The organism is Enterococcus sp. C63 (assembly GCF_040887215.1).
In the GTDB taxonomy this organism is placed as follows: domain Bacteria; phylum Bacillota; class Bacilli; order Lactobacillales; family Enterococcaceae; genus Enterococcus_B; species Enterococcus_B hirae.
The window spans coordinates 135,564-150,557 of record NZ_JBFOFI010000008.1; the positions used below are offsets into that span (position 1 = coordinate 135,564).

A 14,994-nucleotide genomic window follows, 5' to 3' on the forward strand; every position below is an offset into this window, starting at 1 on the left:
TCATAGACCGGATTAGTCTAAGTTATCTTCTGCGGTTTCAAAGTTTTGGATGATATCTTGTCTTTCATCTTCCACTTGTTCAGCAGCTTTCTTTTCTAATTCTTTGGCTGTTTGCTGTTCAGCAAATTTTGTCAAAGCATCTACAGTGATCAAATCATCATCTTCGTCATCCATATCACGGAGTTCGATTTCAGAATCTTTGATATCCAAGACACGCATGTCTAATCCTAGTGATTGTAATTCTTTTACTAATACTCGGAATGATTCTGGTACACCTGGTTTTGGAATTGGTTCGCCTTTGACGATCGCTTCATAAGTTTTCACACGACCAACTACATCATCTGATTTGTATGTCAAGATTTCTTGTAAGGTATAAGCGGCACCGTAAGCTTCCAAAGCCCAAACTTCCATTTCACCAAAACGTTGTCCACCAAATTGTGCTTTACCACCCAATGGTTGTTGTGTAACCAATGAGTAAGGTCCGATTGAACGAGCATGCAATTTATCATCGACCATGTGAGCAAGTTTGATCATATACATGACACCGACAGACACTCGGCCGTCAAATGGTTCACCTGTACGTCCGTCATAAAGGATGGTTTTCGCATCGCTGGCCATACCAGCTTCACGAACCGTTTCCCAAACGTCCTCATCACTTGCACCATCAAATACTGGTGTTGCAACATGGATACCTAACTGACGAGCAGCCATCCCTAAATGCAATTCCAATACTTGTCCGATATTCATCCGTGATGGCACCCCTAAAGGATTCAACATGATATCGATTGGTGTTCCATCTGGTAAGAATGGCATATCTTCTTCCGGCATGATACGGGATACAACCCCTTTATTACCATGACGTCCGGCCATCTTATCTCCTTCATGGATTTTACGTTTTTGAACGATATACACACGTACAAGCATGTTTACGCCTGGTGATAATTCATCGCCGGCTTCACGAGTAAAGATTTTTACGTCGTGGACGATCCCGCCACCACCGTGTGGTACACGTAATGAAGTATCACGGACTTCACGAGCTTTTTCACCAAAGATCGCATGTAAAAGACGTTCTTCAGCTGATAATTCGGTTACCCCTTTTGGTGTTACTTTACCAACTAGCAAGTCACCATCTTGGACTTCCGCACCGATACGGATAATACCCATCTCGTCTAGATCTTTCAAAGCATCTTCCCCAACGTTAGGGATTTCACGAGTGATTTCTTCAGGTCCTAATTTTGTATCACGAGCTTCTGATTCATATTCTTCGATGTGGATCGAAGTATAGACATCATCTTTCACAAGACGACGGCTCATGATGATCGCATCTTCATAGTTGTAACCTTCCCAAGTCATGAAACCTACTAAAACGTTTTGTCCTAGCGCCATTTCACCTTGTTCCATTGAAGGTCCATCTGCTAAAGTATCGCCTTTTTCAACTTTTTCGCCTAAATGAACGATTGGGCGTTGGTTGTAGCTTGTTCCTGAGTTTGAACGACGGAATTTTGTTACAGCGTATTTATCTAATGCACCGTTGTCACGACGAACACGAATCTCAGAGGCATCCACAAATTCAACGACACCATCATGTTTACATAGCAAAGCAGCTCCTGAGTCATGAGCTGATTTATATTCCATACCAGTACCAACCCATGGTGCTTGTGGATTGATCAATGGCACTGCTTGACGCTGCATGTTGGCACCCATCAAGGCACGGTTGGAGTCATCGTTTTCCAAGAAGGGAATACATGCTGTCGCTACCGCAACTACTTGTTTAGGTGATACGTCCATATAATCGACTTTATCGATTGAAACTTCTAAGTTTTCACTTTGTGCACGAGCCATAACAACGTCTTGTGCAAAAGTACCATCTTCATTTAATGGGCTATTTGCTTGGGCAACGATGTAGTGGTCTTCGATGTCAGCTGTTAGATAGTCGATTTGATCCGTTACACGACCAGTTTCACGATCAACACGACGGTAAGGAGTTTCGATAAATCCAAATTTATTAACTTTCGCATAGCTAGATAAACTATTGATCAACCCGATATTTGGTCCTTCAGGCGTTTCAATCGGACACATACGGCCATAGTGAGAATAGTGAACGTCACGAACTTCATAACCAGCTCGGTCACGAGTCAAACCACCAGGTCCTAAGGCTGAAAGACGACGTTTGTGTGTCAATTCCCCAAGTGGGTTCGTTTGATCCATGAACTGAGACAACTGAGAAGAACCGAAGAATTCTTTGATACTTGCAACCACTGGACGGATGTTGATCAATTGTTGTGGTGTCAAAGTTTCTGTATCTTGGATCGACATTCTTTCACGTACGACACGTTCCATCCGAGCTAATCCGATACGGAATTGGTTTTGCAGTAATTCACCGACTGAACGGATACGACGATTTCCTAAGTGGTCGATATCGTCCACGTTGCCGATCCCTTCCATCAAGTTTAAGAAATAACTCATTGATGCGATGATGTCTGCCGGACGAACAGTTTTCACAGCTGATTCTGGATAACCGTTACCGATCACATTCACTTCACGTTCTGGATCTTTTGGTGAAAAGACTTTGATCACTTGAACAGTCATTGGATCAGTCACAACGCCATCTTCTGATGGATAGTAAGTCACTGAATTCAATCCATTATCAATGAAAGGTGCTAATGTTTCCATCACTTGGTGAGTCAACACAGTTCCTTTTTCAACGATGATTTCACCAGTTTCTGGATCAACCAATGTTTCTGCTAATGTTAAGTTCAATAGACGTGTTTTCAAGTCTAATTTTTTATTTACTTTATAACGACCAACGTTGGCTAAGTCGTAGCGTTTTGGATCGAAGAAACGAGCATTCAATAAGTTCCGAGAACTATCGGCTGTCTTAGGCTCGCCTGGACGTAGACGTTCGTAAACGTCTTTTAATCCTTCTTCTGTTCTTGAATCACTTGCATTTTTGTGCAAGTCTTTTTCAACTGTATTGCGTAACGTTTCACTGTCACCAAAGATTTCAAAGATGGTATCATCTGATCCAAATCCTAGGGCACGAACTAACACAGTCAAAGGAATCTTACGGGTACGATCAATACGTACGTAAGAAATATCTTTTGCATCAGTTTCCATTTCTAACCATGCACCACGGTTCGGGATCACAGTTGAACCGAAACCTTCTTTTCCGTTTTTGTCTACTTTTCCATGGAAGTACACACCAGGTGAACGCACTAACTGAGAAACGATTACTCGTTCTGCTCCGTTGATAATGAATGTTCCTTGTTCAGTCATTAATGGGAAATCACCGAAGAAGACTTCTTGCGCTTTGATTTCACCTGTCTCACGGTTTGTTAGACGTAACGTTACATGTAATGGTGCAGAGTAATTTGCATCATGTGCGCGTGCTTCTGCTACCGTATACTTAGGTTCTTTCAATTCATAATCCACAAATTCCAAAGATAGATTGCCATTGAAGTCATCAATTGGCAAAATGTCTTCAAACATTTCTCTTAGTCCTTCATCTAGGAACCATTGGTAAGAGTCTGTTTGAATTTCGATCAAATTTGGTAATTCCAACACTTCACTGATTCGTGCGAAACTTCTACGTTCGCGATGTTTTCCGTACTTTACTACGTGTCCAGCCAAGCTCTTCACCCCTCTAAAATGTCATTCAAAAAGACTACCCGATCAATTGTTACAATAATATTAAAAATATTATATTTAGATAACAATAGACATTTTTTGCGGCTTTTAGGCAAAAAAAAACCAAAAATAGAGCATTCTTTTGAAACCATTTCTTCATGCGCTTCTATTTTTGTTTCCTTATTATAAAGCCGAAACGGACAATATTTCGTTTCTGCCTTTACTTCATCAGATAGTTTTTGCAACTTCATATATTACACTCTTTTTTCATAAAAGTCAACACTTCCTGGCGTTTCCCTCCTCTTTTCATCATTTTTTCTTAAACTTTTCTTACTATAATATATCGAATAAACATTCACGGATTTTGAGAATTTTCTGAATGTTCGTCTTGACAATCCCCTTACATCTCCGCTATACTTAGGAAAATTTATTATTTGTGGAGGATTTATTTATGCAAAAACCGAATATACAACTTATCCCGACACAATTGAATAACTTTTACTTTAGCTACTTTAGATAGGTTTGTATTCATGAATTATGGATACAAACACCAAACAACTGGTTTGTATCTATGATGGCTAAAGAACTTTGTATTACGCAAAAGCCACGTAGACATTACGTTAAGTGGCTAAGCGAAAAGTACAAAGTAATCACGATTTCTTACTTACATACTCTTTCGATACTCAATCCATTTAGACGTTTTGTCTAAATGGATTTTTTGTTTTCAAAATTGAAGGAGGAAAAAGAAATGAAAAAAAATTTATTGATCGGATTAGGCGCAACATTATTACTAGCACTTGGTGGATGTGGAACTGCAAATAGTTCCTCAGCAAAATCGGATGACTCAAAAACAATCGGTGTTTTACAACTGGTTCAACATAATTCATTAGATGCTACATACAAAGGGTTCAAAGAAGGGCTAGCAGAAAATGGCTATAAAGAAGGCGACAATTTAACAATCAACTATCAAAATGCGCAAAACAATCAAGACAATCTAAAAAGTATGAGTGAAAAATTAGTAAAGGATCAACCCGACTTATTATTAGGGATTGCAACTCCAGCTGCGCAATCGCTCCTTAATGAAACAACCACGATTCCTATTACAGTGACAGCAGTTACCGACTTAGAAAAAGCACACTTAGTTTCTTCTAATGACAAACCTGGTGGAAACGTGACTGGTACAACGGATATGGTACCGATCGAAAAACAAATTGAGCTATTATTACAGATCGTGCCAAAAGCAAAAACGATCGGGATCATGTACAACAACGGGGAAGCAAATTCCAAAATCCAAGGAGACTTAGCCGAGAAAACATTGAAAAAAGCCGGAGTGAAAGTCAAAGTATTGACGGCAAACTCCACCAATGATGTTCAACAAGTGACAAAAAGTTTAGCCAAAGATGTCGACGGTATCTACATCCCAACGGATAATACATTCGCCAGTGCTGCTAGCGTTATCGGTGAAGTAGCCAAAGAAACAAAAACACCGATCGTTGCTGGTTCCGTGGATCAAGTCAAAGAAGGTGGCTTAGCAACTGTTGGGATTGATTATGAAGAGTTAGGGCGACAAACAGGCGAAATGGCTGCTAAGATCTTAGCTGGCAAAAAACCGAGTGAATTACCGGTTGAATCAGCAGATGATCTTTCCTTATATGTCAATAAAGACATGGCAAAAGCCCTTGGGATCGATCCAACAACAATCAAAGAGACTGAATAATTTTACAGGAGGACAATCATGACTAATTTAATAAGTATCTTTTTATCTTCTGCTTCACAAGGCGTGCTTTGGGCACTACTGGCAATCGGTGTCTTCCTTACTTTTCGTATCCTGGATATCGCTGATTTAACAGCTGAAGGCAGTTTCCTTTTAGGTGCTGGGATTGCTGCCGTCAGTATCACTAATGGACTTTCCCCAATCGTTGCTTGCCTCTTAGGATTTTTAGGAGGCGCAGTAGCTGGCTTAGTTTCAGGATTGCTCCATACCAAACTTAAAATTCCGGCACTTCTAGCTGGAATCATCACGATGACTGGTTTATATTCCGTTACCTCACGAATCATGGGCGCACCTAATCTTTCATTATTAGGACAAAAAACCGTCTTTACATGGGCAGAATCACTCGGTGTTTCAAAGGAAAATGCTGTATTGATCGCTGGCTTACTTGTCGCATTGATCGTTGTCACGTTGCTTGTTTTATTTTTACGGACAGAAACGGGGTTGGCGATCCGAGCGACTGGCGACAATTTAGCAATGAGTGAAGCAAACGGCATCAACACCGATACGATGAAAATCATTGGGTATATGATTTCAAATGGCTGTATTGCTTTATCTGGTTCGTTGCTTGCACAAAACAATGGCTTTGCTGATTTAAACTCTGGGATCGGTACGATCGTGATTGGCTTGGCTTCAATCATCATCGCTGAAGTCCTTTTTCGAAACCAACCATTGCTTCTTCGATTATTGACAATTATTTTAGGCGCCGTGATCTATCGTTTTATCTTAGCGTTAGTTTTTGAGTTGAACGTTCAACCAAGCGATTCAAAATTAGCTTCTGCACTTGTTCTGGTTATCTGTTTATCTTTTCCACAAATCCAACAAAAATTAAAGTTACCTAAGCGTACGAAAGCAAAAGGAGGATCTATCAATGACTGATGTTTTAACACTTCAATCTATCCACCATACGTTTGAAAAAGGAACCATCAATGAAAACCATGTGCTAAAAGGAGTTAATCTCTCGTTGAAACAAGGTGATTTCGTAACAATTATTGGCGGAAATGGTGCAGGTAAATCGACACTATTGAACAGTATTGCTGGTTCTTTTCCAGTGGATCAAGGGAAGATTTTATTGAATGGCAAAGATATCACCAAAAAGTCAGTGGTTGCTCGCTCCAAAGAAATCAGTCGTGTCTTTCAGGACCCTAAATTAGGCACTGCTGTCCGATTGACGGTGGAAGAAAATTTAGCACTAGCAATGAAACGTGGCAAAAAACGAGGCTTTTTCCGTGGCGTCAAGCCACAAGATCGTTCTTTTTTCAAGGAACATCTCGCACGCTTGAATCTTGGGTTAGAAAATCGTTTGACCACTGAAATCGGCTTGCTTTCTGGAGGACAGCGTCAAGCGATCACGTTATTAATGGCTACTTTACAACGTCCTGAATTGATTTTATTAGACGAACATACTGCAGCCCTCGACCCGGCAACTTCAAAAACAGTGATGGAACTAACGGACAAATTAATTAGCGAACAGCACTTGACGGCTTTCATGGTCACCCATGATATGGAAGATGCCATCCGCTACGGAAATCGATTGATCATGCTACACCAAGGGCAAATCGTCGTGGATATCCAACAGGCAGAAAAACAACATTTGACTGTCCCTCAGCTACTAGAAATGTTCAAACAAAATAGTGGCGCTGCATTGAAAGACGACCAAGTACTTTTAAGTTAGCAATCATCTGTTGTCACTTCCATAACAACTGACAAATTTCTCATTTGTTTTCTGCTTTCTTATTGATACAATACTACATGAAAGGAGTTGCAATGGATGACGACAAAAGATAAAGTACTCCAACTATTAAAAGAATCTCCTGATTTTTTATCAGGTGAAAAAATGGCACAGCAATTACAAGTGTCACGTACCAGTATTTGGAAAGCAATCAAAGAATTAGAAAAAACAGGTTATCATTTTGAGCATCAAGCTAAGGGATACCGTTATCTTCCTTCTGATGTGTTAGATGCCCAAGAAATTCGCCAAGCATTAGAACCTTGGATACCAGATTTGACGGTGTCGGTACAAGAACGATCAGAATCTACGATGAAAGATGCTAAACTTGCGGCAACCAAAGAAATCGGACCCGCTCTTTTTATCGCCGATACCCAAGAACAGGCACACGGCCGATTTGGACGTCCTTTTTTTGCAGCCCCTGGTCAAGGTATTTATATGAGCTTATTGATCCATCCCAATCAACGATTTGATGAATTGCCTCAGTATACAGTTATTGCAGCAAGTGCATGCGTGAAAGCCATTCAAGAATTGACTAAAAAAGACCCTTCGATCAAATGGGTCAATGATCTTTATTTAAATGGAAAAAAAATTAGCGGGATTTTATCTGAAGCAATCAGTGACATGGAAACTGGCGGGATCAGTTCGATCATTATTGGCATTGGTCTAAATTTTTCCATCCCGCAAAAACAGTTTCCTGAAACCATTCAACAGAAAGCAACGTCTCTTTTCCCTGATGGTCAGAAATCCATCACACGGAATCAATTGATTAGTCAAATTTGGAAAAATTTCTTTCACTATCTTTCAGAACCCACAGACGAATACTTAACACTTTATCGTGAAAAGTCTTTCGTTCTTGGAAAAAAAGTACAATTTACCCAAAAAGGGCAGCATTATACTGGGATTGCTAAAGAAATCGGAGAACATGGAGAGTTGATCGTACAAATAGAAGACCAATTTCTCACTCTTTTTTCTGGCGAAATTAGTTTAACCTCCATTGAGTAAGTCAAAAAGAAAGGGATGGGCAAAAATGCCCATCCCTTTCTTCATCAATGGTGGTTCCTTTTTTATGTGATCTCGCAGAATACTTCATAGCCCCTTCATTTAGCGAGTTGTAAAATGAAGTTGTTATTCTATGTGCTATTGCTGTTCATAACAAAAATGCTACACAATTTTTAAACCTCTATGTGCTTTTTTATACAACTGCAATATCATTGATCTGATGTATCGAATGTTTCAATCAAAAGCCACAGACAAACTTCCACCTATAAAAGGTTTGTTTTTCTGATGCTATTCTGTCATATAAGTATGACTTCTACTTATTGTCGCTTCCCCAATATATAATGTTTCATTAAACGGATTTCCCCAAAATCTTGTTCAATCAAACATGCTGCTTCTTGATCCATACACAACAACACTTTTTCTTTCCCAGCTCTCCTCCTTTTCTCTTTCTGGTTCTATCTTACCTTATTCTTTAAGGTCTGTGTTATTTTGTATGGTATTGCAACATTTTTGATTTTATTATGTACAAAAAGGACTTACAAACACGCTTCTTTGTTTACACGATAAAATTTTAACTGATTAGATGAAAGATATTCTACATTCAGCTTAAATTTTTTGACAACAAGTGTCCTAATTAGAAATTTATCCGCCGTGGTTAACGGTTTTTGACATTCTTTTTCAATATCTTCAAATGAGAAATGATTTTTTTTACTGATCATTCGGGTTAAAATCTTATTTACATCTACTCTGGTTAAATCCGTTGTTAATCGTTTTTTCACTCAACATCTTCCTTTCTAATTGTATTTCTTCACTAGTGAATATAACATATTTTTAGTCTTGGTCCAGAACAATTATTTTCAAAATTAGGAAAGATTGTTTCGCAAAATAGTTGTTTTAATGAATAATACACGTTAAAATTTCTTTTTTTCACTCTTATCTTTTGGATTTGTCATCCAGTTATAAAAAAACCGATTTCCTAAATAGAAAACCGGCTGAATGTTATTTAAAATTTATTCGTCGTTTCCCCCAAAACTACGAATAGTCAGTTAAAGATTGTAACCTATAGTCTGATCCCTCCTTTTATACAGATAGCGACTTTCTGTGTATACAAAGTCTCACTTATAAGTACATGCCTAAAGTTAAGTAAATTTCAGACTGCAACAGCAAAGTCCTCAGATTTCACTGGCATCTATTATTAGCATACTTTCTTCTCAATACTCTTTGACAACTATTTTTTCTAAAAATAAAAAAAATTGGTAAAATTAAAGAATAAACTTTAGACCAATCTTCCAAATAAAGAAGTAATACAAATTGTTGGAAAAAAGCCAAAAGAAGTAAAGTGATTGAAATAGATCCAATATTTTTCTAAAATAAAAAAGAGACTGAGCCAAAACTTTCCTCAATCTCTTCTGGTATATCTAAAAACGAATAAACGGCGTTCAAGAAGCAACTCCTCAACAATAAGGTTCTCAAGTTCAACCATCACATGCCTACTCTTTTTACTTCTTGATTCTTGAAATAGAATATGCCATTGTAGCGGCTGATTTCCGATATTTTTCTTTAATTTTCCCTATCTAAAATCAACTCAGTAACTGACAAAAGAATCTCACGTGTATCAAAGGCTGTATCAGGGAGCTTACTAATTTCCTTTAAGGCTTTTTTTGTGTAATCTTCCGCTAATTTTTTGGCTTTTGTCACACCATTGACTTCTCTGACAATCTGACGAACACTTTCTGCTTCCTCTTGTGTCAACTCAGTTTTTTTATCCAAGTATGCAATCAATTCTGCTTTTTTATCTGTTTGTAATGCGTAAATCAATGGTAGAGAATACACGCCTTGACGCATATCTTCTAATACTGGTTTACCGATATCGACCGCATCTTTTGTATAATCAAGGATATCATCAATGATCTGAAATGCCATCCCGACAGCTAAACCGATTGAACCTGCTTTTCGAGCAAACCGTTCATTCATTCCACTTTCATAAGCTCCGACTGAACAACTTAATTGAAAGAGTTCGGCCGTTTTCCCTGAGATGTTTTCTAAATACTCCGGCACAGTTAAATGATAATTGTAACGGTCGTCCATTTGTCCAAGCTCACCATCTAATACTTTTTCCATACTCCGAGAATTAGATTGTAAGCTCTTTAGCGAATTAGAATAATTTGAAAGTAATTTGAAACAGCAAACAAATAAATAGTCTCCTGCATAAACAGCTACCGTATTCCCAAATCGACCACGTAAATTAGGCTGACCACGTCGAACATCTGCCTCATCAACGATATCATCATGGATCAATGTAGCGGTATGAAGCATTTCGATCGAAGCAGCTAGCGCAATCGCCTTTTCACGATCTTGTTCTGGACCAAATTGAGAAAAGAGCAATTGATAGGCAGGTCTTAGCAGTTTACCTCCCGCATGAATCGTCTCTTTGATTGCTTGTTCGACTGGCTTGTTCTTTAAGCGGACAACATCTTCCATCTTTTTCAACGTCTCGTTTAATTCGTTTTTCAAAGTTGGATACTCACTCCACATTGGATGTAGCTTCATAAAAAAACTCCTTGTATAACCATTATTTTTTCAAAAAAAGCGGTTGCCATTTCTCTTTTTGTTCTTTCTCATAGTCTCTTTGAAAAAGTTGTAATGTACGTACATGTTGCAACAAATAATTGGCTGCAATCCCGATCGCAATTCCAGACAGAATACCTAAGAAAGATAGAATCGGCAGATATAACATGACTGTCCATGATTGAGCAATGAACGAAGCCATCACTAGTTGTCCGACATTATGCATAAAGCCACCTGTTGCACTGATTCCAATAATGCTGACTCGCTTAGGACCTAACTGTTTCACTAACAGCATTCCTACATAGCTGAGTAACGCGCCGCTCATACTATAAAGAAAGGTAGAGATCGTCCCACCTAACAAAGTTGTTAAAAATAGGCGAAGCCATAACAATAAAAAACTATCCCGTTTTTTCATCGTAAAAATCGCTACAATGGTAATCAAATTAGCAAGTCCTAACTTTGCTCCAGGAGCAAATGAAAAAGGATATGGGATCATGTTCTCAATTAATCCAATGATGACTCCTTGTGCCACTAGTAAAGATATATAAATCATTTTTTGTAATTTTGTCATGGTGTGGATAGCCTAATAGATCAGACCATCTTTGTCACTCCCATCTGTTGACCGAACCTCGATCACTAATTTATGAGGCAAGCAAACAATCGTTTCGCCATTCTTAGAAGCCCACCCTCGTCTCACACAAATCTGATCGCCACAATCTGCTTCTTTTATGCGTATCTTGTCGCCATCAACTTCGATTAAATTATAATCACCATGTGGATCTTCATAAGTATACGTATATTTTTTACTCCCAGCTACTAATGGGAAGGTTTTGATTTCATCACCATCAACGCGGAGTACAGCTTCTTTATCAGGAGCTACATTGTCTTGTTGATAACTAAATACGATGATGGGTAAAAAAGAAAGAGCAATCAAAAGAACGATAATGAAAATATCCCAAGGTTTAAGCAAACTTTTCTTGATAAATTCTTTCATCTTTTCGCACGCCTCCTCTTGCTGAACTGTTCTCCAATTTTAGCATGAAACAAAAGAAAGTCCTAGGTTTCCCTAGAACTTTCTTCAATCAGCCATTATTCTCAAATTGTTCAGTTTAAGCTCTAGGCTAATTTTTTATTTTGATCCATATCGGGATTTAGGTCTCCCATACCACCAATTGCCTAGTGTTTTTTGTAACCATGGAATCACCCAGCGATCAAGACCAATTGCACGACCTGAACCGTTCATCAATGCAAAAGCAACAAAGATAAACCAGATGTTTACCCAGTAGAACATTCCAGATAGACAGAAAGTAATCACTAAAACAATGGTCGTTGCACTACATAACCAGGTAAATAAACCAGCAATCAAAGCGAGTGCTAAAGCAATTTCAAAGAATACCATGAATTTTTGGAAAAACATTGCTACATCATTGTTTGGCATGATCACTTGCATCATTTTTGTGAACCAGTCTGGTGATTTTTCAATCACGGCCATAGGCTGTTCACCATAAGCATAACTTAGACCAAAGTGAGTAGCTTGTGTCGCTGCTTCTCCTGCACCACTGGTTGCTGCACCAGTAGCTGCTGTTGTTGCATCGCCAGCAGCGGAAGCCCCACTTGCTACATCGGTCACATTGTATTCCCAAGTCCAAGGGAACACGCTGTTACCTGTAAACCATGAACCTTCACCAAACCAAGTACCTGGTTTCAACACTTGCCCATCACCAACAATTTTTTTGAAAGCTTCGATAAACCAAACCAGACCATAGAACACTCGTAAAGGCACACTCCATAAGACATTTCCATAACGGGAAGAATGGCCACGTGTCACATTACGATCGTCTTTGATATGGAAGAATTCGTGCATCATGTATTGGAACATATAATAGCCAGAACGAATATCAAAGAAATATTTCAAATTGACGATGTGTTTCATCACAATTGCTAAGAAACCACTTAAATGGATCTTATCAAATAAATTGGCAACGCCCCATTTGGCACCGATCGATACCATGAAACCTTGATAGTTTCCTTTAAACTTATGCTTTTCGCCGCCTTTGATGGCAGCCACGATATTGGCTGCTGCTGTATGACCTGTTTGTTCAGCCGCTTGAACGATTTGTGGCGTTGGTGTTCCAGGAAATTCTTCATAGAAAACCAAGTCTCCGATAATATAGATGTTTTTATCTTCATATCCTTTTGCCTGCATATATTCATTCGCTACCAAACGTTGACCACGAGCGGACTCTAAGCCGAAATCAGCAGCATCAGAAGTTCCTTTGACACCAGCTGTCCAGATCAATGTGTGGGTAGGAATCTGACGACCATCTTTTAACTTGATATGGTCTTTCGCTACTTCCACGATTGGTGCATTCAATAGTAGTTCTACTTGATGTTTCTTTAAATAGCGCTCTGCTTTGGCTGCATCATTACGATCCAGCATATTTAAAATCGTCGGCATTGCTTCTACAACCATCAGTGTAATTTCACTTGGGTCTAATTTGTAGTCTTTTGCCAAACGGTTTTTCCAATCAATCAATTCACCAATCATTTCGATTCCGGTGAATCCTGAACCACAGACCACAAACGTCAGCATTGCTTTACGTAACGCATCGTTAGGTTCTAAAGCTGCTTTTGCCACGGTACGTTCAATGTGTTCACGTATTTTAACTGAATCTTCAAATGACCATAAGGTAAAGCCGTTTTCTTTTACTCCAGGAGTCCCAAAGTCATTTGGTTCTCCCCCCATTCCCAAGATCAACTGATCGAATGGGTAAGTGCCTAATTTTGTTTTCACAACTTTTTGTTCTTTATCGATACCAGTGACCGTATCTGTCACTAATTGAACATTTTTTTGTCGAGCAAACAAGTGCTGTAGATCATATTGGATTGCTTCTGGTTCAACCCGTCCACCTGCAACTTCGTGTAATTCTGTCATCATCGTGTGGTACGAATGACGATCAATCAAAGTGATTGTCACATCTTCTTTTTTAAGTTTTTTTGCCAAGTATTTTGTTGCTGATACCCCGGCATAACCTGCACCCACAACGACAATATTTTGCTTTGTCATTGTTCATCCGCTCCTTATTGGTAATCCTTTATTTGAAATGATTAACATTTGTATTAGTTTGCTACCTATTACACAATCTTTATACATTATATAGATGTTATTCCCTTTTGTCTAACTCATTTTCATTATTTTTAAAAATTTGTGGTTAAGCTCTTTTTCACGAAATTTACAGAAAGAAAACGGTTTAAAGATTACACTAGTTATTTGACGAAAACGGTTGACTTATGGCTGATTTTCATTAGAATGTATAATGAATCACAAAGAATATTGTGTACTAAAAAAGGAAACGGTGGGAGTAAAATGAAGAAAAAACGTTTTATTACTGGATTTGCTGTATTAGCTTTTTCAGCTTTAATGTTAGGTGCTTGTGGTGCGGATGATAACGGAAGCTCTAACAGCTCAACAGAAGCTTCAACTGCTAAGACATCAGAAACAAAAACAACTGAAAGCTCAGCACAAATCGTTGCTGGCGGCGAGTTACAAGATGGTACTTATAAATTAGAAGAAAAAAATTACTCTAACGGTTATCGTGCAGTCTTCGAAATGGTTGTCAAAGATGGCAAAATCACTGAATCTAAATATGACAACATCAACGAAAATGGCGAGTCTAAAACCAAAGATACAGAATACAACAAAAACATGGAAGCAAAAGCTGGTACTAGCCCAGAAAAATTCATTCCACAATTGAATGAACAATTAGTCGAAGCACAAAGCGCAAGTGGAGTTGAAGTTGTTACTGGTGCAACTCATTCTTCAGAAAGCTTCCAAAACTATGCACAACAATTGATCCAAGCTGCTCAAGCTGGTAATACTGATACAATTGAAATCAATAACGGTGCAGATCTTCAAGATGGCACATACAAATTAGAAGAGAAAAACTATTCTAATGGTTACCGTGTACAATTTGAAATGACAGTCGCTGATGGTAAAGTATCTGAATCTAAATTTGACTATGTCGACAAAGACGGCAACTCAAAACAAGACGATGCAGACTACAACAAAAATATGAAAGCAAAAAGTGGTACTTCTCCAGAGACATACATTCCTGAATTGAATGATGAACTTGTCAAAGCGATGGGCGAAGAAGATGGTTCACCTGCAGATGTTGAAGTTGTCACTGGTGCGACTCACAGCTCACATTCATTTGTAATGTATGCACAACAATTAGTGAATGCTGCTGAAAAAGGCGACACTCAAACAATTCAAGTTGACAATATCGTAACAAAATAA

At 38.6% G+C, this 14,994-nt stretch carries 12 protein-coding genes; 5 read left to right on the top strand and 7 right to left on the bottom strand.

What is annotated here, in order from left to right; translation table 11 throughout:
- Nucleotides 1–12: 12 nt before the first annotated feature.
- Nucleotides 13–3,630: a DNA-directed RNA polymerase subunit beta gene (rpoB, locus tag AB3H90_RS12185; protein WP_010720684.1), complete on the bottom strand. Its 3,618-nt coding sequence runs from the start codon at nt 3,628–3,630 to the stop codon at nt 13–15.
- Nucleotides 3,631–3,635: 5 nt separating this feature from the next.
- Nucleotides 3,636–3,878 carry a hypothetical protein gene (locus AB3H90_RS12190; protein WP_010720685.1) on the bottom strand — a complete coding sequence of 81 codons (243 nt, stop codon included), beginning with the start codon at nt 3,876–3,878 and terminating at the stop codon, nt 3,636–3,638.
- A gap of 497 nt (nt 3,879–4,375) precedes the next feature.
- Between AB3H90_RS12190 and AB3H90_RS12195 the strand changes: the two genes are divergently transcribed.
- The 4 genes from AB3H90_RS12195 (at nt 4,376) to birA (ending at nt 8,132) form a co-directional block, all read left to right on the top strand.
- Nucleotides 4,376–5,344, top strand: coding sequence for an ABC transporter substrate-binding protein (locus AB3H90_RS12195; protein ID WP_010737230.1), 969 nt, complete (start codon nt 4,376–4,378; stop codon nt 5,342–5,344).
- Nucleotides 5,345–5,362: 18 nt separating this feature from the next.
- On the top strand, nt 5,363–6,277 hold the full coding sequence (locus tag AB3H90_RS12200) for an ABC transporter permease (RefSeq protein ID WP_368016798.1): 915 nt from the start codon (nt 5,363–5,365) through the stop codon (nt 6,275–6,277).
- Entirely contained in the window at nt 6,270–7,073 is an 804-nt protein-coding gene (locus AB3H90_RS12205; protein WP_010720688.1) for an ABC transporter ATP-binding protein, read from the top strand. Before AB3H90_RS12200 ends, AB3H90_RS12205 begins: the two co-directional genes overlap by 8 nt.
- Before the next feature lie 96 nt (nt 7,074–7,169).
- Complete coding sequence (birA, locus tag AB3H90_RS12210; RefSeq protein ID WP_034700144.1) at nt 7,170–8,132, top strand: bifunctional biotin--[acetyl-CoA-carboxylase] ligase/biotin operon repressor BirA; 963 nt, start codon at nt 7,170–7,172, stop codon at nt 8,130–8,132.
- A 533-nt stretch (nt 8,133–8,665) separates the two neighbouring features.
- Here birA and AB3H90_RS12215 read toward each other — a convergent pair.
- The 5 genes from AB3H90_RS12215 to AB3H90_RS12235 all read right to left on the bottom strand — a co-directional run bounded on the left by AB3H90_RS12215 (nt 8,666) and on the right by AB3H90_RS12235 (nt 13,764).
- Entirely contained in the window at nt 8,666–8,908 is a 243-nt protein-coding gene (locus AB3H90_RS12215; protein ID WP_010737226.1) for a hypothetical protein, read from the bottom strand.
- A 781-nt stretch (nt 8,909–9,689) separates the two neighbouring features.
- Nucleotides 9,690–10,679: a polyprenyl synthetase family protein gene (locus tag AB3H90_RS12220; protein ID WP_010737225.1), complete on the bottom strand. Its 990-nt coding sequence runs from the start codon at nt 10,677–10,679 to the stop codon at nt 9,690–9,692.
- 22 nt (nt 10,680–10,701) lie between these two features.
- Nucleotides 10,702–11,268: a Gx transporter family protein gene (locus AB3H90_RS12225; protein ID WP_010720692.1), complete on the bottom strand. Its 567-nt coding sequence runs from the start codon at nt 11,266–11,268 to the stop codon at nt 10,702–10,704.
- Nucleotides 11,269–11,280: 12 nt separating this feature from the next.
- The gene (locus AB3H90_RS12230; RefSeq protein WP_010737224.1) at nt 11,281–11,691 is read right to left on the bottom strand and encodes a NusG domain II-containing protein; all 411 of its coding nucleotides are present in this window, start codon (nt 11,689–11,691) and stop codon (nt 11,281–11,283) included.
- A gap of 135 nt (nt 11,692–11,826) precedes the next feature.
- Entirely contained in the window at nt 11,827–13,764 is a 1,938-nt protein-coding gene (locus AB3H90_RS12235; RefSeq protein ID WP_034700146.1) for an NAD(P)/FAD-dependent oxidoreductase, read from the bottom strand.
- A 300-nt stretch (nt 13,765–14,064) separates the two neighbouring features.
- Here AB3H90_RS12235 and pplA point away from each other — a divergent pair, with 300 nt between their 5' ends.
- The gene (gene pplA / locus AB3H90_RS12240) at nt 14,065–14,994 is read left to right on the top strand and encodes an extracellular electron transfer flavoprotein PplA (RefSeq protein ID WP_010720695.1); all 930 of its coding nucleotides are present in this window, start codon (nt 14,065–14,067) and stop codon (nt 14,992–14,994) included.